The sequence below is a fragment of the Pararhodobacter sp. genome, assembly GCF_034676545.1.
Lineage (GTDB): Bacteria > Pseudomonadota > Alphaproteobacteria > Rhodobacterales > Rhodobacteraceae > Pararhodobacter.
Map to the genome: position 1 here is coordinate 1,442,813 of NZ_JAUCBZ010000015.1, position 24,628 is coordinate 1,467,440.

Sequence of the window (24,628 nt, forward strand, 5' to 3'; positions counted from 1 at the left end):
GACCCGGTTGCATTCGGGACGTAGACTGGAACAGCCCTATTTGGGTGGCTTATCGAGGACGAGACCATGAGTGACCTATCACCAAATACGATTGTACTGAGTGACGGCGCGGCAACCACCGCCGGCACAACCCTGAATTACAACGGCGCGGGGCGCTTCGGCGGCGGTATCGACGGCGATGGAGGGTCGTACCAGTCGACCACGGCGACGCCGAATGTCCTGACCACCGGCGACACCATCAACGTCGACGGGACAAACTTGCAAGTCACGGATATTGCGGAATATTCGGTCACCGTCACGCATGAGGACGGGGCAAGGTCGGACTCTGGCGTGCCCTTTGCAATCGTCACGCTGTCCGATGGTTCGAAGTTTGGCTTGTTCCTTGACGGAAGCAATACCTATGTCGACGTGCGATCCATCACGCTTGATTCCGCGACGGGTGGGACGGGCCCGATCGACGAGACGGCACTTGCTGCGGTGGATACCGGCGAAGGCCCTGCCGATGGGATCGTGGACGGCACCGACGCCGGCAAATCGATGGGCTCGGGCTATGTCGATGCGCAAGGGGATGGCCTCGACAACAGCGGCTCGAACGTCAAGGCTCATGGTGGTGATGACACCGTTTTCGGCGGTTGGGGCGACGATACCATTGATGGTGGCACCGGCAATGACATGCTGTTCGGCGGGGATGGCAATGACCTGATGTTCGGTGGCGCGGGCCACGACAGCCTCTGGGGCGATGAAGGAAACGATACGCTGTACGGCAAGGACGGCGACGACAAGCTTATTGGTGGCGCGGGCGATGATCTGATCATCGGTGGCGCGGGCGATGACACGTTGATTGGCGACAACAACCCGGGCGACCATGGCGGGATAAATCCGTCCGACCCAGCCGAGCCGGGTTTTGGCAATGATACGCTGGTGCTGGATGGTGGCAATGACAAAGCCTATGGCGGTTCGGGCGATGATGAATTCCGGATCTTTGACGGTTTCGGAAACCATACGATTGTCGGCGGTGAAACCGGCGAAACGGAGGGCGATACGCTCAATGCCGGCGCGCTGAGTGATGATGTTTCGGTGATCTATACCGGTGACGAATCCGGGACGATCACCGACGGCAGCGGGACCGCGAACTTTACCGAGATCGAGCGTTTGGACCTCGGGTCTGGCGATGACCGGGTCGAGATCCTGACCTCGACGTCCGGCACGGTGAATGGCTCGGACGGTTTTGACACGCTGGTTCTGCCCGATCCGCTGCCCGGTGAGACGCCACCGAATGTGACGATCACCAACACGATCGACAATGGTGACGGAACCTTTACCTATTCGGGCTACGTTGATTTCGACGACGGCTCGCGGATGGATTTCGAGAATTTCGAGGAAATCATCTGCTTCACGCCGGGGACCCTGATCGACACGTTGCGCGGCAAGGTGGCGGTGGAAACGCTGGTGCCGGGTGACAAGGTGCTGACCCGCGACCACGGCTATCAGTCGCTGGCCTGGGTCGGGCGGCGTGACCTGACGGCGGCCGAACTGGCGACCTGCCCGGCGGCCAGCACCGGTGCGGATTGCGGCGGGATCGCTGGGGGTGAACCTGCCCGAGCGTGATCTGATCGTCTCGCCCCGCCACCGGATGCTGGTGACGGGTGCCCGCGCGGAACTGATGTTCGGCGAGCGCGAAGTGCTGGTCACGGCGGCCGATCTGCTGGGTCTGCCGGGGGTCTCGCAAGAGGCGGTCGGCGATGTGAGCTATGTCCATGTGATGTGCGACGCGCATCAGATCATCCGCGCCGAAGGGTCCTGGACGGAGAGTTTCCAACCTGCGGCGGCGGTGCTGAATGCGCTGGATGCGGCAACCCGCGCGGAGTTGCTGGGGCTGTTCCCGGACCTGGGCAAGGACGGGTTTGCCCCGGCGCGGCCGGTGCTGAACGGGGCCGAGGCGAAGGTTCTGTTCGCGGCCTGACGGGTCACGCGTTGCAAGGCAAAGGGCCGCCCGGGTTGGGCGGCCCTTTGGCGTTTTGGGTGGCGTTTTGGGTGGCGTTTTGGGTGGCGTTTTGGGTGGCGTTTTGGGTGGCGTTTTGGGTGGCGTTTTGGGTGGCGTTTTGGGTGGCGTTTTGGGGGTGGCGTTGCTGGGGGTGGCGGCGCTTGGGGGGCATCGAGCCCCCCACGCGCCGGCGGTTTTCGGACCGCGGCCGACCGGGAGGGGGTTCACCCCCTCCCGGACCCTCCCGAGGATATTTGGCGGAACAAAGACCGGGTCAGGGCTGGAGGGCGGCAAGCCGTCACTCCGAGATCGTCGGCAACAGGTGGTCCGCAAATTGTTCGCGCAATTTGTTCTTTTGCATTTTGCCGGTTGCGCCCAAGGGGATTGCATCGACGAACACCACATCATCCGGCAGCCACCATTTGGCGATTTTGCCGTCGAAATAGGCAAGAAGGGCGTCTTTGCCGATGGTCGATCCCGGTTTTCGCACGACCACAAGCAGCGGGCGTTCGTCCCATTTCGGGTGATGCACCGCGATGCAGGCGGCCATCGCCACGTCGCGATGGCCCATTGCGATATTCTCGATGTCGATGGAGCTGATCCATTCCCCGCCTGATTTGATCACATCCTTGGTGCGATCGGTGATATGCATGAAGCCGTCGGCATCGATGGTGGCGACATCGCCGGTCGGAAACCAGCCCAGCCCGGCGGAATCGAACCGAAGGGGATCATTGCCCTCGCGGTTGAAATAGCTGCCAAGCACCCAAGGGCCGCGGACCAGCAGTTCACCGGAACTCGTGCCGTCCCAAGGCAGTTCTTTCCCGTCCGGATCGACGATTTTCATATCGACGCCAAAGATGGCGCGGCCCTGTTTGGCCTGGATCGCCAGACGATCCTCAAGGGGCAGGGTTTCGGCGCGGGTTTTCAAGGTGCAGACGGTGCCCAACGGGCTCATCTCGGTCATGCCCCAGGCGTGGAGCACCTGCACGCCATAGTCGATTTCGAAGGCGCGCAGCATCGCGGGGGGGCAGGCCGAGCCGCCGATGACGGTGCGTTTCATCGTCGAGAACTTTACCCCCTGCGAGTCGGTATGTGCCAGAAGCCCTTGCCAGACGGTTGGGACGCCTGCCGAGACGGTGACGCCTTCGGCCTCGAACAACTCGTAGAGCGATTTGCCATCCAGCGCGGGGCCGGGGAACACGACCTTGGCGCCGACCAGGCAGGCAGAATAGGGCAGACCCCAGGCGTTCACATGGAACATCGGCACAACGGGCAAGACCGCATCGCTGGAGCTGAGGTTCAGCGCGTCGGGTGTTACCGCGCCGAAGGAATGCAGCACGGTGGAGCGGTGAGAATACAGCACGCCCTTTGGATTGCCTGTCGTGCCCGATGTATAGCACAGCGAGGAGGCCGCGTTTTCATCCATCTGCGGCCAGTCATAAGCCTCCGAGGCGGCGTCGATCAGCTCCTCGTAGCACAGCAGATTCGGGATTTTCGAATCGCTCGGCATATGCGCGCGGTCCGTCATCAGCACGAAATGCTTGACCGTCGCATAGCGCGCGGCGGTGGCCTCGACCAAGGGCAGGAAGGTGAGGTCGAAACACAGGACCTGATCGCCGGCGTTATCGGCAATCCAGACCAGTTGATCGGGGTGCAAGCGCGGGTTGAGGGTGTGCAGGATCATGCCGGACCCTGACGCCCCGTAATAAAGCTCCATGTGGCGATGGGTGTTCCACGCCAAGGTGCCGACACGTTGCGTCGGGTTGACGCCCAGCGCCGCCAAGGCGTTGGCCAGCTGCCGGGCTCGGCGCGCCAGATCGCGATAGGTATAGCGGTGCAGGTCGCCCTCGACGCGCCGCGTGACGATTTCTCGATCGCCGTGATGGCGCTCTGCGTGTTTCAACAAACCGGAAATCAATAACGGTTGGTTCATCATCTGACCAAGCATTCGGTGTCCTCCCTCAAGGTGCACCATGGGTAACGGAACCAAAGGAGCGGTCAAGACGCTGCCCGCAACCTGCACGACTTGTGACTCGGCGTTACGCGCCCGGTCAAAACCACGCGCGGGGGCTTGAGTGCGCTGTCGTGGCTGATATGACGGGGTGGGGCCGCTTGCTGGAATGGTAGACAGACCGGACTTAAAATCCGTTGCTCGTATGGGCGTGTGGGTTCGAGTCCCACAGCGGCTACCACCCCGACCGCTGCGCGTCTTGTGGCTCAGCCTCTTGGGGCGGTGTGGGCCACGTCGCCGGGCAGGTCCTGACGCCGGGCGTGGCGCAGCAGCCACAGGGCATAGAGCGCATTGGGAAGAACCAGGGCGAACAAGAGCACGACGGTCAAGGGATTGTGCGTGACCACCTCGCGCACGGTTTCCGCAGTGTACTCGGCGTCGGTTTGCACGGCGATCCCGATGCCGAAGACACCCACGTTCCAGGCCATGTGATAGAGGATCGCAGGCCACAATGAGCCGCGCCGCAGTCGGAGCGCAAGCAGCAGGAAGCCGGTCATCGTGGCGGCGATGGTCTGAATGATCGCGCCGACAAGGTCGCCGTCGCCCAGTGCGTTCAACAAATGCACCGCCCCAAAGAGCGCTGACGTCAGGCCGATCGCGGGCCAGAGCGGCATTTGCCGCCGCAACGCGGGGAACAGGAGGCCGCGGAACATGATCTCCTCGGAGATCGAAATCCAGATCATCGAGTAGGTCAGGCTGAGGAGAACATCGAAGGACGGCGCGCCGAAGGCCAGCATGATCCCGGCGAAGGCCAGCAGATAGAGGCTGGGAAACCACATCACCGAGGCCGTGCCGGGTTTGGCCGCGCCGAGGCCCGTGTCGCGCCAGCCGAAAAAGAGGATCGCAACGGTGAGGCCGGCGACGGCGAGGGTTTGCGGGATCGACGATTGTTCGAGAAAGGCCAGGGCGGCTGGCATCTCGAGGAAGCGGGCCGCAAAGCCGGAACCGGAGACGAGAACCCACAGTGCCAGCATCACCAAAGCGCCTTTGATGCTCAGAACCGCGTTGCGACGGCCACGGCTGCCCGCCCAGGCCGAGGGGGGTGCGTCGGCGGCCTTGTCGGAGAGGGGATCACGCGTCATCGGCCACCTTTTGCGCCGCCTTGGTCCGGCGGTAAGATCATCGCGATGGCTTGATCAATCAAGGCCTCGAGCGGCATGGCGGCGGGGGGTGTGTGATCGGGGCGATACCAAAAGCTGGTCCAGGCCAGCGCGCCGTGCAGGAATTGACGCAAGATCGCCGGATCGACCGCGGTGAGGCCGTGGTCGCGCGCCTCGGTCAGCACCTGTTGCCACAGTTGGAAATAGGCATTGCGGCCTTCCAGCAGGATGGCCCGTCGATCCACGGGCAGCGCCCGCCAGTCGTGGAACAAGACCGCGGTCGCGTCGCGGTTCGGCCCGTGGAGATAGGACAGTTCCACCGAGATCAACGCGCGGACCTGGCTGATCAGGTCTGGGGCCGAGTGCAGAGCCGCCGCGAGATCCCGGGTCATGGCATTGATCACCCGGTCCATCACGGCAAACAGGATATCGTCTTTGCTGCGCACATGGTGGAACAGACTGCCCGACAGGATCCCGACCTCGGCACCGATTTCGCGCACGGTGGTCGCGGCAAAACCCTTGCGATGAAACAGCTTTGCCGCCGCCGCCAAGAGGCGGTCGCGGGCGTTTTCCGGGTCGAACAAAGGCTCTGTCATGCGGGGACGGTATGATGTGACGCAAGGAAAAACAACCAAGCGCTTGCTTGGTTTGGGGGGCGTTGCTACGCTGGGACAAATCGGAGGATTTCAATGTCGGACAAAGCCATCCTGACCTGCGCGCTGACCGGTGTCTTGACGGACCCCCGCAGCCATCCGGTGCCGGTCACGCCCGCGGAATTGGCCGCGTCGGCGCGCGACGCCTGGGAGGCGGGGGCGGTGTGCATGCATGTCCATTTTCGCCAACAGGGCGAGGGTCGCGGGCATTTGCCAAGCTGGGATCCCGCGCTGGCGCTGGAAATCGCGGAGGCGATTCGCGCGGAATGCCCCGGGGTTATCCTGAATTTCACCACCGGGGTCGTCGGACCGGATCAAAGCGGGCCAATGGCCTGTTTGCGCGCCGCCAAGCCGGAAATCGCGGCCTGTAACGCCGGGTCGCTGAATTATCTCAAGACCCGGGCGGATGGGCGCTGGGCCTGGCCGCCGATGTTGTTCGACAACCCGGTGGAGAAAATCGAGGCGCTGTTGGCGGTGATGCGCGAGACCGGAACGCGCCCCGAGTTCGAGTGTTTTGATCTGGGGATCGTGCGCTCGGTCGAGATGTTCGCGCAGGTTGGCATGATCGAGCGCCCGCAGATCAATCTGGTGATGGGCGTGGCCTCGGGAATGCCGGCGGATATCGATTTGCTGCCTTTGCTGCTGAAATACCGGCCCAGGGACTGCGCGTGGCAGACGACGGTGATCGGCCGGGCCGAGGTGTGGGATGTTCACCGGCGGGCGGCGGAGTTGGGCGGGCATTTGCGCACGGGCGTCGAGGATACGTTCTATTTGCCGGATGGGGCGCGCACACCGGGGAATGGCGCGCTGATCGAGGCGCTGGCGCGGATCGCGCGGGACGTTGGGCGCGAACCCGCAACGGCGGCGCAGGCGCGCCAGATCTGGGGATTGGCGTGAGCGGTGCTGGTGGGGCGGCGCGCCTCGGGGGCGGGTGCCCCCTCGGCGCACCGGTGGGGCCAGCCCCACACCCCGCCAAAGGGGTTTTCCACCCCTTTGGGAGCCCCGACGCGCCCAGTATGCCAAAACTGAAGGAGCAAGCATGAGCCCATGGACCTCGGACCTTGACACATCTGGCGCGACCTTCGCCCGCAATCGCGCGTTGATGGAGGCGGCGTTGGCCCCGGTAGAGACCGTTCGTGTGACGGTGGAGGCCGCGGCAGAGGCCGGTCGGGCGCGCCATGAAAAGCGCGGCATGATGTTGCCGCGTGACCGGCTTGCCCTGCTGTTGGACCCCGGTGCGCCGTTTCTGGAGCTGTGCCCCTTTGCCGGGTTCATGCGATACGGTGACACGGACGGCACCGGCGCAGGTGCCGGGGCGATCACCGGGATCGGCCAGATCGACGGGCGATCCTGCGTCATCGTGGTGGACAACTACGCGGTCAAGGGTGGCACGGTCACGCCGGATGGTTTGGCCAAGAAGCTGAGGCTTCAGGACATCGCGCGCGAGAACCGTTTGCCCGTGGTGTCGCTCAGCCAGTCGGGCGGGGCGAACCTGTCCTATGCGCATGAGGTGTTCATCCCCGGCGGGCGCGGCTTTGCCAATCAGGCGCGGCTTTCGGCGCTGGGCATTCCGCAGATCACCGTTGTGCATGGTTCGGCGACGGCGGGCGGGGCGTATCAGCCGGGATTGTCGGATTATGTGATCATGGTGCGCGGCCAGGCGACGATGTATCTGGCGGGGCCGCCGCTGCTGAAGGCGGCAACCGGCGAGATCGCGACGGATGAGGAGCTTGGCGGCGCGCAGATGCACACCCAGGTCTCGGGCGTGGGGGATTATCTGGCGGAAAACGACGCCGATGGAATTCGGTTGGCGCGCGAGGTCGTGGCGGCCTTGCCTTGGCCCAAGGACGCGCCGAATACCGGATTCGCGCCGCCTCTCTATCCGGCCGAGGATCTGATGGGGCTTGTCCCCGCCGACCCGAAACAGCCCTATGATTGCCGCGAGATCGTGGCGCGTCTGGCGGATGGGTCGGAATTTCTGGAGTTCAAACCGGAATACGACACGGCGACGGTCTGCGGCCAGATCCGCATCGAGGGTCATGCCTGCGGCGTGATTGGCAACAACGGGCCGATCACCGCCAATGGCGCGGCCAAGGCCGGGCAGTTCATCCAGCTTTGCGATCAGGCACAGATGCCTTTGGTTTTTCTGCACAATACCACGGGGTTCCTTGTGGGCACCGAGCCAGAGCGCGCGGGCATCATCAAGCATGGCTCGAAGATGATTTCAGGCGGTCGCCAATGCGCGGGTGCCCAAGTTTGCCGTGGTTGTCGGCGGATCTTATGGTGCCGGGAATTATGCGATGTGCGGGCGCGGGTTCGATCCGCGGTTCCTCTTTGCCTGGCCCAATGCGCGCACCTCGGTGATGGGGCCGGCGCAGGCCGGGCAGGTGTTGCGCATGGTGACCGAAGCCAAGATGCAGGCGGGCGGCGTGGTGGATACGGCAAAGCTGGATGCGTTGGAGCAGGGCACGGCGGCGATGATGGCCGAGAAAACCACGGCGCTGGCCTCGTCGGCGCGGTTGGAGGATGACGGCATCATTGACCCACGCCACACACGCGACATTCTGGCGATCGTGCTGGGGCTGACGGCAACCGAAGCGCAGCGCGGCGGCAATGCCAGCACTTACGGGGTGGCGCGGTTATGAGATTTGACACCATCTTGATCGCCAACCGGGGTGAGATCGCCCTGCGCGTGATCCGAACCGCGCGCGACATGGGCTATCGCTGCGTCGTCGTCTACACGCAGGCCGACGCCGGGTCGTTGCCCGTGCAGCAGGCTGATCTGGCGGTCCTGGTGCCGTCGTATCTGGACGGCGCGGCGATCCTGAGCGCTGCCCATCACACCGGGGCCGGGGCGATCCATCCGGGCTATGGTTTTCTGTCGGAAAATGCGGAATTCGCGAGCGCCTGTGCCGAGGCTGGCGTGGTGTTCATTGGCCCCTCACCGTCAGCCATGGCGCTGGTCGGTGAAAAGGGCTCGGCGAAACGGGCGGCGGCGGCGGCGGGGGTTCCGTGTTTGCCGGGCTATGCGGGCACGGATCAAACGGATGCGACGCTTTGCGCCGAGGGTTCGCAGATCGGCGTGCCGGTGATGGTCAAGGCGGCGCATGGCGGCGGCGGCAAGGGGATGCGCCTGGTGCGCGATCTGGCCGACTTGCCGGACGCCTTGAGTTCGCGCACGATCCGAGGCCGAGACGTCATTCGGCAACGGCGCGTTGATTCTGGAGCGCGCCTTGCTGGCGCCGCGGCATATCGAAGTGCAGGTGTTCGGCGACACAAAGGGCAATGTGGTGCATCTGGGCGAGCGCGATTGCTCGGTGCAGCGCCGCCATCAGAAGGTCGTCGAGGAGGCTCCGTCGCCGGTGGTGACGCCGCAGATGCGCGCCGAACTTGGGGCGGCAGCGGTCGCCTTGACCAAGGCGGCGGGTTACGTCGGCGCGGGCACGGTCGAATTCCTGTGGGAGGATGGCGCGTTCTGGTTTCTGGAAATGAACGCCCGCTTGCAGGTCGAACACCCGGTGACCGAGGCGGTGACGGGGCTTGATCTGGTGGAATGGCAAATCCGGATTGCGCGCGGCGAGCCGTTGCCGCTGGCGCAAGACCAGATCACCCTGACCGGACACGCCATCGAAGTGCGGCTCTATGCCGAGGACCCGACGCAGGGCTTTTTGCCGCAAACCGGCAGCGTGCTGCGCTGGCGGCCTGCGCCGGGCCTTCGCGTGGATCATGCGCTGGCCGAGGGGCAGGACATCAGCGGCAGTTACGACCCGATGTTGGCCAAGCTGATCGCCCACGGGCCCGACCGCGACACCGCGCGCCGAAAGCTGATTGCCGGGCTCAGTCAGACCCGGTTTCAGGGCTTGAGGAACAACAAGGCGTTTTTGATCAACGTGTTGCGGCATCCGGGGTTTGCCGATGGATTGGCCGATACCGGGTTTCTTGGCGGCGAGTTCAAGGACGACCGCAGCCGGACCACAACACCACCCGATGCGGCGATGCTGGCGCTTGCGGTGCTGATCAACGCCAAGGCGACGGGACACAGATTCGGCTTTTCCACCGCTCCGGCGCTGGCGCTTACCCGGCGGTTCGAGGTCGGCGACCAGAGCCACGCGGTCACGCTGACGCTTGGACCGGGTGCCACGGCACAGGTTCGCGATGGACCGACGGTGGTTCTGGAGGCTCTCGCGACGGGTGTCGCGCGGGCGGTGATAGATGGCGTGGCGGTGTCAATGCCCGTCTCGCAACAGGCAGAAATGCTTTACCTGGACGATCTGATCCTGCGCGACGTGACCCTGGCACCCAGCACCGCCGCGGCGACCGGCAGCGACGGGCAGGTGCGCGCGCCGATGGCGGGCGGCGTGGTCGATGTGCTGGTGACCGAGGGTGATACCGTGGCCGCCGGGCAGGTTCTGGCGGTACTGGAGGCCATGAAAATGGAACACCCGGTGCGCAGCCCGATTGCGGGCCGTGTCATCGACGTCGCGGTAACGGCAAAATCGCAAGTACGCGCCCGACAGCGACTTTTTCAAATAAACTCGGAGGTCACATGATCGAACTTTGGCATTGCAAGGACTCGCGGTCCTTGAGGGCGCTCTGGGCGTTGCAGGAATTGGGGCTGGAGTGCCGCGTGCATCACCTGGGGTTTCCGCCACGCGCAACCGACCCGGGCTTTCTGGAGATCAATCCTCTGGGAACGGTGCCTTACCTCAAGGATGGCGCCACGACGATGACGGAGTTGTCGGCGATCACGCATTATCTGGCGCAGAAATACGGGGCTGGAACGCTGGCGGTCAATCCCGATGAGCCCGCGTACGCGGATTTCCTGAACTGGATGTATCACTCGGATGCGACGCTGACTTTTCCGCAGACCTTGATCCTGCGCTACGGCCGCTTTGAGCCAAAAGAACGCCGCCAGCCGCAGGTCGTGGCGGATTATACGCAATGGTATCTGGCGCGCCTGAAATTGGTCAACGCCCGGTTGGAGCAGGCTGAATACCTGTGCGCGGATCGGTTCACCGCGGCCGATATTGCCGTGGGATATGCCCTGTATCTGGGCGAAGTCCTGGGGCTGGCCGGGCATTACAAGCCGCAGACCCAAGCCTATCTGGCGCGGCTCAAGGCGCGTGAGGCGTTTCAAAAAGCGAATGCCGGAACAGGGGGCGTTGATGCAGTTTGATCTGACGGACGCGCAGCGCGCGATTTATGACGCGGCTTTCAAATACGCCCGGACCGAGTTGCACCCTTTGCTGGCGCGCATGGATGACGAGGATTGGTATCCGGATCATCTGGTGGCGAAGCTGGGCGCGGATGGCTATTGCGGGCTGACCGCGCCGGAGGCGCTGGGTGGGGCCGAGATGGACCTGATGAGCGCCGGACTGGTGGGCGAGGCATTCGGCTATTGGAACACCAACGCGGCGTTCATCTGGGGGCCGCATGAGAACCTGTGCCTCAACAATATCCTGCGCAACGGCACCGAGGCGCAGATCGCGCGGTTTGTCCCGGACCTGTGCGCGGGCAAGACGGTGGGCGCGCTGGGGCTGACGGAACCGGGCGCGGGGTCCGATGCGCTGGGGTCGATGGCGCTGAAGGCGGTGCGCGACGGCGACGATTATGTGCTGACCGGGCGCAAGATGTTCATCTCGAACGGGCCGGTGGCCGATGTGGTGCTGACCTATGCCAAGACCGCGCCCGAGCGCGGGGCGAAGGGGATTTCGGCGTTCATTGTGGAGACGGACACGCCGGGCTTCTCGGTGGCGCAGACCTTGACCAAGATGGGCTGGCGCGGCTGCCCGACCGGCGAGTTGGTGTTCGAGGGGGTGCGGGTGCCCGCGGCGAACCTGCTGGGGGCGGAAAACGCGGGCGTCGCGGTGGTGATGTCGGGGCTGGATATCGAGCGCGCCTTTCTGGGCCTGCCCTATATCGGTGCCGCGCAGCGCTGCCTGGATTTGTCGCTGGAGTATGCCGCGACGCGCAAGCAATTCGGCAAGCCGATCGGTTCGTTCCAGATGATCCAGTCGATGCTGGCCGAGATGTATACGGTGATCGAGGCCGCGCGTACCATGTCCTATCGCGCCTTGGCGGCCTGTGACGCCATGCAGCACGGCGACGGTGGGCGCGGCAGCATCCACAAGCTGTGCGCGGCGACGGTGTTGAACGGGGCCGAGATGATCGCCAAAGTCACGGATATGGCGGTGCAAATTCATGGCGGCTCGGGGTTTGTGTGGGAAACCGAGGTGAACCGACATTATCGCAACGCGCGGATCGCGTCGCTTGGCGGTGGCACGACCGAGGTGCGCAAGTTGATCATTGCCGAGGAGTTGTTTCGCGAGCGCGGTTTGCGGCTGTCGTGAAGGGCGCAGGTCGTGTGGGGCGGCTGTCGTGTGGGGTGGCTGTCGTGTGGGGTGGGGCGGTCCTCGGGGGGCATCGAGCCCCCGCTCGGACCGGCGGTTTTCGGACCGCAGCCGACCGGGCGGGGTTTCCCCCCCTCCCGGACCCACCCGAGGATATTTGAAGAACAAAGAGCGCGGGAGGGGATCAGGTGACGCGCAGGGCGGGGCCTTCGCGCTTTGGCTGAATGGTGCCGATCTGGGCGGCTGTGTAGCCCGCGCTGATGAGGGCGTGCAGCAAGTGATCCGCGAGATCGGGTGGGACGGCGGCGAGCAGGCCGCCGCTGGTTTGAGGGTCGAAGAGCAGGGCGGCTTTGGTTGAGGCTGGGGCGGCGATCCGGCCGATCAAGGCGGCGCGGTTGGCCGGGGCGAGGGTTGAGGCGGTGCCTTGATCGGCGAGTGTTTGGGCGCCGTCGAAGGTTGGGATGGCGTGCAGATGGATCTCTGCGGCGAGAGCGCTCGCGTGCAGGATTTCGTCGAGATGGCCCGCCAGGCCAAAACCGGTGATGTCGGTCATGGCATGGGCGTGAGGCGCCAGCAAGCGCGCGGCCTCGGCCTGGGATTGGGTGAGATAGGGCCAGAGGGCGGCGATGGCGCGGCCCGGGGCCTGCTTTGCCATTTCTGCCGCCAAAAGCGTGCCTGAGCCGATCGGTTTGGTGAGGAGCAAGGCATCGCCCGGTTGCGCGCCCACCTTGGTCAGCAGGCGATCCTGCGCGATGCCGGTGACGGTCAGCCCGATGGTGAGTTCGCTGCCGATGGTGGTATGGCCCCCCACGAGGGCCGACCCGGCCGCCGCCAATTCCTGTGTCACGCCGGCCATGATTTCGGCCAGCGTGCGGGTTTGCAAGGCATCCGACAGGCGCGGCAGGATCAGACTAAGCAGGGCGGCCTGGGGTGTCGCGCCCATTGCCCAGATATCACCCAGGGCATGCACGGTGGCAATGCGCGCCATCAGCCAAGGATCGTCGGTGACCGCGCGCAAGTGGTCGGTTGCGATGACCTGCCGCGTCTGCCCCAACGTGAGAACGGCGGCGTCGTCGCCCGCACCCAGTTCGACGCCGACGGCCGTTCCGAGATCCGCCAGCGCTGACCGCAGCACCTGGGGTCCGACCTTGGCGCCGCAGCCGCCGCACATCGGTTTGTCGCCCAGAACCTCGGCCATGCCCAGGCTATGCGGTGACGGAAGTGATGGCGTGGGCATTGTGGGTAACGCATGGAACATGCGCATGAATTTCCGGTCGATGCGGTTCTTGATCTGCCACAGCCAGCGGCCCGACAGCGGAAGCCCCCATTTGTCGGCAAGCGCCGATTTGCCGCCCAGCGAAACCAGCTTGAGATAATCCGATTGCGGGCGGTAGGGGCGCATGGTCCCGCCTGACAGGGCGGCGCGCAGATTGTGTGTCAGAAACGGTGCTTGACGGACCGCGAACACCCCGGCCTTGGGGCGGGGGCTTTGGGCCATATGCGCGCAATCGCCGACCGCGAAAACGTCGGGATGCGAGAGTGAGCGCAGCATCGGATCAACCGCGATAAACCCGTCGTGGAGGCGCAGTCCTGACTGTTGCAGCCAGTCCTGAGGGCGGCTTCCGGCGGCCCCGAGCACGAAGGTCGCCTCGATCCGCGTGCCGTTGTCCAGATGGACGGCGGTGTCGGTGATCGACGTGGCGCGGGTGTTGATCAAAAGGGTTATGCCCCTGTTTTCGAGCTGGGCCAGCAAGGATTTTCGCGCCGCATGTCCCAGATGGGGCAGGGCGGCTTTATGCTCGATCAGGGTGATCCGACGGTTGGGGATATGGTGCAGGCGGTGGTCCATTGCCATCGCCAGCTCGACGCCTGCGACTCCGGCGCCGAGGATCACGATCTGCGCGGACAGCCGCGAGGCTTCGACCTGCGACACAAAACGCGCCCAGCGTTCCGAGTACCCGCCAAGGGGCTTGGCAGCGATCGCGTGTTCGGAAAAGCCGGGTAGCCGGGGCAGGTCCGAGGTGATGCCGATATCGAACGAGGCGATATCATATCCAAGCGGCGGGCGCCCCGCGACCTGCACCGTGCGCGCCTCGGTGTCGATGCCCTCGGCGCGGCCCGCAATCAGCCGCGCGCCGGCGTGGCGGGCCAAGGCGACCAGGTTCATCTCGAGGTCGGCGCGCGTGTAATGCCCGGCGATATGCCCCGGCAGCATGCCCGTATAGGGGGCGGTTGGGTTGGGGTCGATCACGGTCAGCCGCGCGCCGGGAAGCGGGTTCATGGCCCAGTTCAACAGCAGCAAGGCATGCGCGTGGCCGCCGCCGACAAGAACGAGATCGCGGGTTTGGGGAAGGGTCAACATGGGGCCTCCGATCCCGGCTACTCCTAGCGTGAAGGCAGGGGCAACGCGAGAGGGCAATCCGCCGCGTTTCGGGTCGATTTCCCTCTTGACGAGGCGTGGGTGGTGGCCTAGGTAGCCGCCAGCCTATGGCGGAGTAGCTCAGTTGGTTAGAGCAGCGGAATCATAATCCGCGTGTCGGGGGTTCAAATCCCTCCTCCGCTACCATCACACCCCGGCGTTGTTGCACAACTCTGACTGTCGAGGATTCACAACGTGAATCCATGCGGTTAGACGGGCTGCATGAGCAAGCCATCACCCGCCCGCTACCGCACGACAAACTGGTCCAGCTTCACTGCCTCGCTTTGCAGGCGGGGTTCGCTGTTGATCTGGCTAGACAAGGACATGACCTGGCTCGCGCCGCCTGACGGCAGCCCTGGTCGGCCTGCGGTGTTCTCTGATGCGGCAATCCAGTTCTGCCTGACCATCAAGGTGCTGTTCAAGCTGCCACTCAGGCAAACGACCGGGATGGTGGCCAGCTTGCTGCAGTTGGCGAACCTGAACTGGGCCGTGCCGGATTACACGACCTTGTGTCGGCGGCAGAAAACATTGGCGGTCCAGATCCCCCACCGGCGCGCGGATGGGCCTTTGAACCTCTTGATCGACAGCACCGGGATCAAGTTCCTGGGCGATGGCGAATGGCAGGCGCGTAAGCATGGTGTTCAGGGCCGGCGCCAATGGCGCAAGGTGCATCTGGCCATGGACACCGCCACTTCGGACATCCGCGCCGTGGAATTCACGCCCAGCAGCGATGGCCCCTCTCATGGTTTGCAAGCAAACCACTGCCGGGCAGTGGACAGCCCGGTGCTGCCAGACCTGCTCGACCAGATCCCCGAAGGCGAACAGATCGGCACCGTTACCGCCGACGGCGCCTATGACACGCACCGTTGCCACACCGCCATCATCGACCGCCAGGCCGCCGCGATCATCCCGATCCGCAAGAATGGGTGGTCGTGGAAAGAGGACTGCCCTGGCCGCGATCGCCAGAAATGAAACCCTGCGCGCCACCCGGCACTACGGCAGGGCGTTCTGGAAGCGCTGGACAGGATACCATGCAAGAAGCCGGATCGAGGCCAAGATGCGCTGCCTCAAAGCCTTCGGTGAGCGTATCGCCGCAAGGGACCCCGATCGCCAAACCGCCGAAATCCAGATCCGCGTCGCACTGATGAACCGCTTCAACGCACTCGGCACCGCCGATATCGTTCGCGTGGCCTGACGCTAGCGGGGAAAGGGGCCCTCATACCTCAGGTGCGAGTTGCGCAACAGCGCCGTGCAGGATCCGCGCCCTCCTTCGCAGACGGTGCAGCCACGTGAGCGACGCAAGCCTGATCCGCTGGAGCATATCTTTGCGATCGAGGTCGTGCCGCTACTGAAGGAAGCGCCGGGGCTGCGGCCGGTGGCGATCTTTGACGAGATGCTGCGGTGCCACCCAAGGCTGTCGCCGGGCGTCCGGCGCACTTTGGAGCGCCGGATCCGGTCTTGGCGCGCGTTGCATGGCGCGGAACAGGACGGGCAACATACTATTCTGTACCCAGCCGAAATCCACCCCTGAAATGCAATTAATCTGCGTTAAAGCAGGACCGGCAAGGAAATGCGAGCCTAGTCGAAAGAAGGTCTTGCGCAGGCCGATCGTCACAGGAGGCCATGTTGCAAGGCGAATCAATGTCATACCTACGAACAGTCGGCCCCGCCGTAGCCTTGCTATCGGCCGTATCGCTTGGCGTGACAGCGCCGCAAGCCGCGGCGCAGGATCATTCTCAACCGGGTGCCGCCGTGTCCGAAGCCGCTGGGCAGGTTGAATTGGTGTTTTGGCAAAGCATCATGCACAGCACCAATCCCGCTGAGTTTCAAGCCTATCTTGAGCGATGGCCCGATGGCACATTTGCCCAGCTTGCACGTCTGAATCTGTCTGCGCTGCACGGCGCGGCGGCAAGCGATGAACCCCAAACTGCGAGGCGCGACGCGTTTGTGCTGTATGAAAACGCACGGTTCGGCACCAGAATACGATACCCCGAGGGGCATTTCGTGGCACAGCCACCGCCGGAAAATGGTGACGGACTTCGTTTTCTGACGCCTGATGGCGCAACCGGGTTTGCCGTGTTCGGCCAGCATGATATCCATGAGTTTTCGCCCGAAGAATCCCTCTACGAGGCGTTGGTTGCCGGGCGCTATGACCAGATTCCCATGCAGCGCATATTGCCGTCTGGCTATGAGTTCACCGCCGAGCGTGGTGAGCAGGTGGTCCACCGGCGGCACTTGATCGACGCTCACAATGGAGTGATCCATGTGTTCGAAGGGTTCTATCCGATCAGTCGCGCGGATGGCATTGGCCCGTTGATGGCGCAGATCGCGGGCAGTCTTGAGGGGCCGCAATCCGCAGCAGTTGCGCCGCCGCAGGCCGCGCTTCCCGCGACGCCACCCGCCCAACCCGGAGCCTATACCACGCCGCCGCGCGGGGCGCCGCTGCGGCAAGCGTTGCTCGATACGGCGCGTGTGCCGGTCGAGGCCGCGCTGGGACGGCCGATTTTGTTCATGGTCAGCACGCTGCGCACCGCCGGTGACTGGGCCTTTTTGATGGGCACTCCGCTGGAGGTGGATGGAACCGGTTTCGACTGGCTGACGACGCCTTTGGCGCGTGATTGGCAAGCCGATGCGATGAGCGACGTGGTCATGGTCTTGATGGCACGTCAGGACGGGCAATGGCGGGTGGTTGACCATGTGATCGGCCCGACGGATGTGCATTGGATCGGCTGGATGCAGATTTATGCCCTGCCTGAGGCGTTGTTCTACGCGCCCTGAGCGCTCAATATGGGGGAGATACCATGTTTTTGGGGCGCGCGTTTTTGACCACCATCGCCGCGATCTCGCTGGGCATCGGCGCGGCGGTGGCACAGGGCCTGCGGACGGAGGGCGCGAGCGGCGCGATGTTCGACGATGATGGGCGCTTTCGACCGATCCTCGTGGAGACCATCGGCACTGGTCCCGCCGCAAGGATCACCGCCTTCACGATGAATCCCGATATTCACCAACCAAGCGTGATGCGGGGGCGGTTTGCCTCGGACCGCGTCATGCAGGCGTTCCGCGAAGGGTCTGCGGTGCATCACGATGCCCAGGCCGATGCGCTGTTTCGGGATGCCGCTTGGGGCGAGTTTTCATTCGCCCTTGATGTATCAGGAGAGTTTCTGGGGCAGGCCGAAAACCTGGGTGGCCTGAGTTTGTCCAACATCAACAACGGCCTGACCGAACTGGGGTTGTTCATAACGGTCTGGCGACTGGCCTTGGACCTGAGCGCGGGCGATGCCGAGGCTGCCGGCTTGACGGCATTTCAGGGGCTTTTGAACTATGCACGCGGCAAGCTGGGCTGGCCGGAGCTCAATCTGTTCAACCCGTCGATATTCGTCCTGAATTACGCCGTGACCAGCTTTGGCCAAGAGGCCTGGCTGGTGCGCACCGATGCGTGGCGCATTGCCTATGTTGCCTATTACAACGAGATGAACCGCGCCGCCGAGGCCGCCCAATGGGGCCCGCAGTCCAGCCATTTGCCGCCCACCGACCGCGAGCGGCTGCAAGCCATGCGCGACCGCGTCGAAGGCGGGCGCAGCCGCAACGAATGGGCGCTGTTCCTGTACCACGCGCAACGCCACGCCCGCACGCCCGAGCAGTTCATGGCGATGGTCGAAACCGAGATGCGCAATTACGTGGGCCGCTTCTGGGACAGCCCTCAATTCGAGCTTTACAGCCGGGACGTCGAACACGGCTCGGGCACGTGGGGCTTTGCGCGGGGCGCCAGTCTGACCCAGGAGATTCGCGAAAAACTGGAGCAGGAGCACACAGCCGCCCTGATGCGCATGTTCATTCGCGAGATTTTTCCCCGGATCACCCATCGCAACTGGGTCGAGGCGACGCAGGACGAGGTGGTGCGCCTGAACGCCGTGTTGCGCCCGGCGCTGAACGCGGTGCTGGAAATCGGCATCTCGGCCCTGGATATCGACGCGCCCACCCGATTCGAGATTGTGCTGCCCGATGGTGGCGCGTGGCAGGGTATCCTGCAGCCGGGTCAGGACCGTGTGCTGCGGGTCACGAAATATGCCTGGTTGGCGCATGGTCTGCCCAACCGAATCGTCCTGATGCGCCCCGAAGGGCCCGAAGAACAGCCGATCTTCTTTGCGCAAACCGACCGCGCCGAGGTTCAGTTCGGTCGCCCTCAGGCACGGGTGATCTCGCAATTCCGCATCCGCGAAGGGCTGGGGCGCTGTGATATTGTGCAGGAGGGGCCAATGGCCCTTGCGCCCTACAGCCTGGATCAGCCAGCCCGCGACGATTGGGTGTTGAATTTTGCCGTCACGGACGCGCGCTCGGTGTTGCTGGGCCGTTTCACGCCGGAGGGAGGCTGGCAGCAGGTCTCAACTGGTCGTCTGGACGGTGAGCGGTTGGCGATGGCCGAGCCCCGGTTCGATGACATTCTCAGCCTGTCGGCCTGTAGTGGCGGCTTTCTGAGCGGTCAGCATTTGGCGCAATCCGATTGCACGCTGTCGCGTCAACGCACCGACATTGAAAACGGTCTGGTCAGCCGCACCACCTGTCACGGCCCGGCGCAACTGACCCTGACCGGCGTGCATATGCTGACCGGCGATGAGGCGCAATTTTACGATTTCACCGGCCCAGCTGGCCGTCAGATGCGCGATGCGCTGCTGCAATCGCTCAACCAGATCCAACGCATGGACCAATCCACGGGCATTTCCGGAGGCGGAGTACGATGAAACCATTTCCACTGACCAAACTGGTCGCTTTGTCGCTGACCTTGACGCTGATGGTGCCGCCTGCGGGCATGGCACAAGAGCGCGATGATTTCCTTGATGATTTCCTGCCCGAAGCCCCGTTGCAACCGCTGGATCAGATCGTGAACGACCCCGCTCCCGATGGTTGGATCAACGAGGTGCTGGGCGATCCCGGTGAGGTGCCGTCGGCCCCTCCGGTAGCGGATGCCGCGCAAGCAGATGCCACGCCAGATGCCGCGTCGGGCTTCGCCTTGCCCGAAGGTTGGACATGGCACGAGATCACCATCTCGGAGTCTGTGGAAGAGGTCTCGTATCCCGTGCGGATCGGGTTTCCGGATGAGTTCTTCATGATCGACCCCGAGGTCATGCCCGAGTTTGGGACAGAAGAGGGCGCTGTTTCCTTCACAAACGTCGACCTTACGCAAATGACAGATGCAGTTATGGCGGGCGAGAGTGCCCCTTACGGCGGCTTGGTCGTTGTGGGCTTGTCGCGCCGGTCCGAAATACGCGGTATCGAGCATGATCGCGGTTTCACCGAGACATCTCGCGGCACCGTGATCTTGGAAAATGGCATTGTCATGTCCCGGCTTTCTGGAGCGGTCAACGAGGACGGCGTGGTCATGGTCTTGGATATGCTTGAAAGCCAGGTGCCGATTGACGGAAAAGTTTATCTGTCAGCGCTGTTTGTTTCGTATTTTGCCCCCGGCGAGGAGCGCGAGACTGTCGCTTTTGCCGAAGGCATCGTGCAAAGCCTGTCCATCACGCCGTCGGCCGACACGCCAGAACCCAGTGAACCGGCCGGTCCACTGGGTTTTCTGGATGGCGCGCTGATCATCTCCGAACTGCCCGAAGACTGGAACCTGCTCCGTGAGCGTGACGATGAGGTGACCCTCCGCTCTATCGGCGGCTATCAGGGCTTCATCACCATTGAAACCGGCCCTGACGCGGTGACCGCTGCTGACCTGTCGGTCACCTTCACCGGCGCGGTGACCGAAAGCCGCAGCGACATCATGGGTGTGCCCGCACGCTTGTTTGAGGGGCGCAAGGACCACGACGGCTTCTTGCAGGGTTACTCGATGGTCGGCGGGCCGCGTTTTCTTGCGCTGGCCGATGCGTGCATGCCTGACGGTGCGCCAGTGGCGATCACCTGGGCGGGGTCGCCGCTCTGGTTCGAGCAAGGCGCATTCGACCGGTTCTTTGAGGTCGCGCGTTTTGACGGGCTGGTGCCCTGCGACGCGCAATCCGTAGCCCCAGCCGCCAACTCGCCGCCGCCTGCCAACGTCCCTGCAACCGCGCCCACCGAGCCCGTCGCGACGCAGCCTGATGTGCAATCTAAGCCAGACGCCGCACAGGCTGACGCTGATGTCTCAACCGCCATCGGCAGCGACGTCGCGACACCGCAGCCGGACATGACGTCAACCGTTGCGCCGCCGCCGGTCGCGCAGCGTGATACAGGCGATGCGGATCAACAGGCGGAAATTCTGTTTTGGGAAACTGTGCGCGATATGGATACGCCCGCCGCGTTCGAGGCCTATCTGAACCGTTGGCCCGACGGCCAGTTCGCGCCGCTCGCCCGACTTCGACTTGGCGGCGCAAGCCAGCCGCCGCCCGCCGAGGCAACGCCGTTGGCACCGCCCCCAGACATCAAAGGCGCCGCGCAGAACTGCGAACAACTGACCGGTGACACCATCACCGATGCCTTTGCTGCAATCACAGCATGCCGCGAGGCCCTGACCCATCACCCCTATGCCGCCGATCTACACCTCCGCCTTGCGCGTGCGCTGCAGGCCAGCGGCGCGGATGCCGAGGCGGTGACCCATCTGCAACAAGCCGCCGATAGTGGCCTGCCAGCCGCCATGTCCGCGCTGGGCGTGGCCTATCGCCAGGGGCAGGGTGTTGCGCCCGATGATCGGATGGCAATCCGCTGGTATCGCGCAGCAGCCGACGCAGGCGATGCGCAGGCGATGAACAATCTGGGGTTCATGCTTGGTCAGGGGCTGGGTGGGGCTGATCCCAACCCGGTCGAGGCGGCGCATTGGTATCTGCGCGCAGCCGAGGCCGGGTCGGTTTTCGGGATGAACAACATCGGGCGCTATTATCTGGATGGGCACGGTGTTGCGCAGGACTATGCGCAGGCGCGTTATTGGCTGCAGCAGGGGGCCGAGGCCGGGCATTACCCCGCCATGAACAATCTGGGCACCCTTTATGGACGGGGGTTGGGCGGCCCGGTCGATCACCAACAGGCCATGATGTGGTATCAGCGCGCTGCCGACGCGGGCGAAGCGTCAGCCATGGCCAATGTCGCGCTGGCCTATAGCCATGGCTGGGGCGTCGCCGCCAATCCGGCAGACGCCGCTTATTGGTTCGAGCAATCCATCCGCGGTGGCGCAGGCGTTTCCGTGCTGGGCGTGCTGGATGGCTTGCCGCGTCCAGTGATCCGTGCCTTGCAACTGCGCCTGAGTGGCGCCGGCGTCTATGCTGGTACGGCGGATGGCGTGGCCGGTCCACAGACCCGCAACGCCGTGCAGGCACTCGATGGCCGTGGTCGATAGACGCGATGGACCGGCGCGACGTGCAGCGGTAGCGCACGGGTGCCAAGGCCGGTGTTTGAGCCACGGACAGAAAGCAGGAGTACGGAACACCCCTGAACTGATTCCAAAGATGGCCTGTTGGGCCAGTTGAGCAAGGGTTTTCCACCCTTAAACCAATCGCCGATGCGCGTAACCCTGCAATGCTGCAATGAACGCCAGTCAGGGACACGCAATAAAAAGGAGATCTTCCATGGCCGACTTTCTCTATGAGTATTACATCATAATTCTGTTTGTTGCCCTCGCAACAGTGCTTGTGGCCCCGATTGGCGGGCTGATGCTGAGGCTGACCACATCGTGGGTTACCGGGTTCCGTCCGACCTACTCGCGCTCCGTGCTGGTTGCTCTGGGCATCTACGTCGCGGCGCTGGTTCTCGGCGGGGTGTTCGTCACCGGGGCCTATTATGTCGGCTTCCTGCTTTATGAATGGCTCGACTGGCCGCGCGATGGCATCATGATCGGCGTGAACGTCGCAATCCTCGCCGTTATTGTCGCTCTGGTGGTGTTGTGGGCTCGGATTATCGAGCAATTCATCCCCTTGGCGGATGGGGCTACCATGGGCATGCGCCGGGCGCTGCGGGTCAATCTGATTCATCTGGTGGCAACGAGCGTGGCGGCCGCGGCGATCGTCTTTGCGTCGGTTGCGGTGATGATACTTCTGGGTATCGAGCCATAAACGTCAAGCAGCTTCAGGAGTTGCGCAAAGCGAAGCAGATGACCCGGCAAGAACTGTCGCGACGCCTCAATAAAAAGCAGTCCACCATCGCCCGGATGGAAAAGCGTCGCGACATCATGATCCCAACTCTGCGTGGCGACTTCGAGGGCCTCAGTGACCTGCCCCCCGGAAGTTCCCTCAGTCTGATGTAGAGTCTGCCCAATCTGAAGGAGCAGACGAGATGAGGAAAAGCCGTTTCACCGAAACGCAGATTATCGGGATGATCAAAGAGCAGGGTTCATGCGTAAGCAAATGATCCAGTGGATCATTTGTCGCGCCGAACGGTTTGCCGACGGCGGAGCTGTGCCTGACACAGGGGGCTTCCGAGATCCTCCCAGGGAATGCATCTTCCACAGCGATCGCGGCAGCCAATACTGTTCGCACGACTATCAGAAGGTCCTGCGCCAGAATGGCTTCGAAGTCTCAATGAGCGGCAAAGGTAATTGTTATGACAATGCAGCCGTCGAGACGTTCTTCAAAACCATCAAGGCCGAGTTGATCTGGCGGCGGTCATGGGCAACCAGGCGGCAAGCCGAGATGGCCATCTTCGAATACATCAACGGCTTCTACAATCCGCGCCGCCGACAGCCAGCGTCGGGAGGAAAAAGCCCCTTGGCCTTCGAGCGTAATATGGCTTAAACGAGCACTTGGGGCGGCATGAAAGCGTGACAAGACCAGAAGCGAAGAGGCACATCCCACAGCGTTGCATTGTAGATATCGGGGTGATGAGAATGGTAAAGTTTGAACTTACGAGAGATTTGGCTGAGAAGTTGTGGTCCGATCGCGTGTTCCTCACCTGGGCTACCGAGAGACCAAGCGACACGCACTATGGTCTCTTAAAGATAGGCACAACATTCGCGATCAAAGATTCGGTCAAGATTGAGCAGAATTCCGGAACGTACCGATTCCCTTACGTTCCATCGCTCGGGGGAGAAGGGTTTTCTGGTTTATGCTCTATCGGTATGATGAGCTACACGCACTCGCCGCTTCCTGAACCCATCTCGGTCGGTCGGTATACATCTATTTCCAACGGCCTCATATTCCTGGACTCCCAGCACCCGATAAATACCGTGACTACATCGGTGTTCGCGTTCCGCGCGCAGCACATCCTTTTCGGAGCGCATCCCAATCCTGATACCCTCCGCAAGACTGGTTGGAGCCTGCGAGGAGGGAAGTCATGGCCGTCAATCGGAAACGATGTTTGGATTGGGCGGGACGTTACTGTTAGTATGGGGGTCACGATTGGGGACGGGGCGATCGTTGCAGCAGGAGCAATGGTCACAAAGGATGTGCCACCCTTTGCAATAGTCGGCGGCAACCCATCTCGTTTGATCCGCTATAGGTTCGGGTCGGACGAGCTACAACAACGCCTCTTGGCGCTTAAATGGTGGGAATTTTCACCGAACGATATTGCCAGAATTGGCATTCACGATCCATCTGCGTTTTGTGACCAAATGGAGCGCGAGATCTCGTCAGGAGAGATAAAGCCGTTTGCAGCCGCACGTTACAGCATCGACCAGGGGGGCATTTGGCGCTCCGCCGGAGATGTGCGCGAGAAGGTTGGCGACGTGTAACTGTTCACAATCACATGTCTCACCGTTGGTTTGGGAGTGCCTTTGCGCTTCTCGACATTAAACATGTTGCCGCTTGCCGCTCGATGACAACTTTCGAGCTGTATGTCAGAACGATGAACCTCAGGAACCATCCGATAGGGCACCTGACGCTGGACCACGCGACGAAACGCAAACACCATGCGCCTATGTGGAGTCGCGCGAATTGGCGCTGAGTTCGGTATCAGCCTCTTGGTTAGGTATAGGATTTTGGAATAACCATATCGCTTCGATATGCTAGGTTTCTTCGGCAAAATCATGGACACTCGTGGAAAGCACCGTCGCAAGAGCGGGCGCATTCTTGGCACGACGACGAGAAACAGGCGAAAAGTCGAGACCGCGACGCAGCTGCATCTGTGCTGCCTGCGCGACCATAAAGCGATGTATTTACGAGCCCGATGCCGACAACAATAAAAGAGGCTCAAGGGCCCGGAACAGGTT

At 63.2% G+C, this 24,628-nt stretch carries 17 protein-coding genes, 2 tRNA genes and 5 pseudogenes; 20 read left to right on the plus strand and 4 right to left on the minus strand.

Going from position 1 to position 24,628, the window contains the following annotated elements:
• The first annotated feature begins 66 nt into the window (after positions 1-66).
• Together VDQ28_RS10515 and VDQ28_RS10520 are read left to right on the plus strand one after the other, a co-directional pair.
• The gene (locus VDQ28_RS10515) at positions 67-1,608 is read left to right on the plus strand and encodes a Hint domain-containing protein (protein ID WP_323035892.1); all 1,542 of its coding nucleotides are present in this window, start codon (positions 67-69) and stop codon (positions 1,606-1,608) included.
• Positions 1,589-1,963: a Hint domain-containing protein gene (locus VDQ28_RS10520; protein WP_323035893.1), complete on the plus strand. Its 375-nt coding sequence runs from the start codon at positions 1,589-1,591 to the stop codon at positions 1,961-1,963. Before VDQ28_RS10515 ends, VDQ28_RS10520 begins: the two co-directional genes overlap by 20 nt.
• A 319-nt stretch (positions 1,964-2,282) precedes the next feature.
• On the opposite strand, the gene VDQ28_RS10525 is transcribed toward VDQ28_RS10520, so the two are convergent.
• Positions 2,283-3,932: a 3-(methylthio)propionyl-CoA ligase gene (locus VDQ28_RS10525; protein ID WP_323035894.1), complete on the minus strand. Its 1,650-nt coding sequence runs from the start codon at positions 3,930-3,932 to the stop codon at positions 2,283-2,285.
• Between the two features lie 158 nt (positions 3,933-4,090).
• Here VDQ28_RS10525 and VDQ28_RS10530 point away from each other — a divergent pair.
• A tRNA-Leu gene (locus VDQ28_RS10530) sits at positions 4,091-4,176 on the plus strand.
• Between the two features lie 25 nt (positions 4,177-4,201).
• On the opposite strand, the gene VDQ28_RS10535 is transcribed toward VDQ28_RS10530, so the two are convergent.
• Positions 4,202-5,077 (minus strand): CPBP family intramembrane glutamic endopeptidase, encoded by an 876-nt coding sequence (locus tag VDQ28_RS10535; RefSeq protein ID WP_323035895.1) that lies wholly within the window; start codon positions 5,075-5,077, stop codon positions 4,202-4,204.
• On the minus strand, positions 5,074-5,691 hold the full coding sequence (locus VDQ28_RS10540; RefSeq protein ID WP_323035896.1) for a TetR/AcrR family transcriptional regulator: 618 nt from the start codon (positions 5,689-5,691) through the stop codon (positions 5,074-5,076). The genes VDQ28_RS10535 and VDQ28_RS10540 overlap by 4 nt, the downstream gene beginning before the upstream one ends.
• A gap of 93 nt (positions 5,692-5,784) precedes the next feature.
• Here VDQ28_RS10540 and VDQ28_RS10545 point away from each other — a divergent pair, with 93 nt between their 5' ends.
• The 7 genes and pseudogenes from VDQ28_RS10545 (at position 5,785) to VDQ28_RS10575 (ending at position 12,098) form a co-directional block, all read left to right on the plus strand.
• A complete protein-coding gene (locus tag VDQ28_RS10545; RefSeq protein WP_323035897.1) occupies positions 5,785-6,645 on the plus strand; it encodes a 3-keto-5-aminohexanoate cleavage protein in 861 nt (286 codons plus the stop codon).
• Between the two features lie 298 nt (positions 6,646-6,943).
• A pseudogene (locus tag VDQ28_RS10550) lies at positions 6,944-7,912 on the plus strand (acyl-CoA carboxylase subunit beta); the annotation flags it as partial.
• Positions 7,913-8,009: 97 nt separating this feature from the next.
• The gene (locus tag VDQ28_RS10555) at positions 8,010-8,393 is read left to right on the plus strand and encodes a carboxyl transferase domain-containing protein (protein WP_323035898.1); all 384 of its coding nucleotides are present in this window, start codon (positions 8,010-8,012) and stop codon (positions 8,391-8,393) included.
• Positions 8,390-8,860: pseudogene (locus VDQ28_RS10560) on the plus strand (biotin carboxylase N-terminal domain-containing protein); the annotation flags it as partial. The gene VDQ28_RS10555 and the pseudogene VDQ28_RS10560, both read left to right, overlap by 4 nt.
• 121 nt (positions 8,861-8,981) lie before the next feature.
• Positions 8,982-10,298 (plus strand): biotin/lipoyl-containing protein, encoded by a 1,317-nt coding sequence (locus VDQ28_RS10565; protein ID WP_323035899.1) that lies wholly within the window; start codon positions 8,982-8,984, stop codon positions 10,296-10,298.
• Positions 10,295-10,924, plus strand: coding sequence for a glutathione S-transferase family protein (locus VDQ28_RS10570; protein WP_323035900.1), 630 nt, complete (start codon positions 10,295-10,297; stop codon positions 10,922-10,924). The genes VDQ28_RS10565 and VDQ28_RS10570 overlap by 4 nt, the downstream gene beginning before the upstream one ends.
• Positions 10,914-12,098 carry an acyl-CoA dehydrogenase family protein gene (locus tag VDQ28_RS10575; protein ID WP_323035901.1) on the plus strand — a complete coding sequence of 395 codons (1,185 nt, stop codon included), beginning with the start codon at positions 10,914-10,916 and terminating at the stop codon, positions 12,096-12,098. The genes VDQ28_RS10570 and VDQ28_RS10575 overlap by 11 nt, the downstream gene beginning before the upstream one ends.
• Positions 12,099-12,282: 184 nt before the next feature.
• Here VDQ28_RS10575 and selD read toward each other — a convergent pair whose 3' ends face one another.
• Positions 12,283-14,460 (minus strand): selenide, water dikinase SelD, encoded by a 2,178-nt coding sequence (gene selD, locus VDQ28_RS10580; protein ID WP_323035902.1) that lies wholly within the window; start codon positions 14,458-14,460, stop codon positions 12,283-12,285.
• Positions 14,461-14,587: 127 nt separating this feature from the next.
• Here selD and VDQ28_RS10585 point away from each other — a divergent pair.
• From VDQ28_RS10585 to VDQ28_RS10630, 10 genes and pseudogenes are all read left to right on the plus strand, one after another.
• A tRNA-Met gene (locus VDQ28_RS10585) sits at positions 14,588-14,664 on the plus strand.
• Positions 14,665-14,739: 75 nt separating this feature from the next.
• A pseudogene (locus tag VDQ28_RS10590) lies at positions 14,740-15,712 on the plus strand (IS5 family transposase).
• A gap of 60 nt (positions 15,713-15,772) precedes the next feature.
• Positions 15,773-16,006 (plus strand): annotated as a pseudogene (locus VDQ28_RS10595) (IS21 family transposase); the annotation flags it as partial.
• Between the two features lie 152 nt (positions 16,007-16,158).
• Entirely contained in the window at positions 16,159-17,295 is a 1,137-nt protein-coding gene (locus VDQ28_RS10600; RefSeq protein WP_323035903.1) for a hypothetical protein, read from the plus strand.
• 23 nt (positions 17,296-17,318) lie between these two features.
• Positions 17,319-19,256 (plus strand): hypothetical protein, encoded by a 1,938-nt coding sequence (locus VDQ28_RS10605; RefSeq protein WP_323035904.1) that lies wholly within the window; start codon positions 17,319-17,321, stop codon positions 19,254-19,256.
• Positions 19,253-21,826, plus strand: coding sequence for a peptidoglycan-binding protein (locus tag VDQ28_RS10610; RefSeq protein ID WP_323035905.1), 2,574 nt, complete (start codon positions 19,253-19,255; stop codon positions 21,824-21,826). The genes VDQ28_RS10605 and VDQ28_RS10610 overlap by 4 nt, the downstream gene beginning before the upstream one ends.
• Positions 21,827-22,055: 229 nt before the next feature.
• A complete protein-coding gene (locus VDQ28_RS10615; RefSeq protein WP_323035906.1) occupies positions 22,056-22,538 on the plus strand; it encodes a hypothetical protein in 483 nt (160 codons plus the stop codon).
• Positions 22,539-22,558: 20 nt separating this feature from the next.
• Positions 22,559-22,729, plus strand: a complete 171-nt coding sequence (locus tag VDQ28_RS10620; RefSeq protein ID WP_323035907.1) for a helix-turn-helix transcriptional regulator — start codon at positions 22,559-22,561, stop codon at positions 22,727-22,729.
• 169 nt (positions 22,730-22,898) lie between these two features.
• Positions 22,899-23,216 (plus strand): annotated as a pseudogene (locus tag VDQ28_RS10625) (IS3 family transposase); the annotation flags it as partial.
• A 92-nt stretch (positions 23,217-23,308) separates the two neighbouring features.
• The gene (locus VDQ28_RS10630; RefSeq protein WP_323035908.1) at positions 23,309-24,151 is read left to right on the plus strand and encodes a CatB-related O-acetyltransferase; all 843 of its coding nucleotides are present in this window, start codon (positions 23,309-23,311) and stop codon (positions 24,149-24,151) included.
• Positions 24,152-24,628 lie beyond the last annotated feature (477 nt).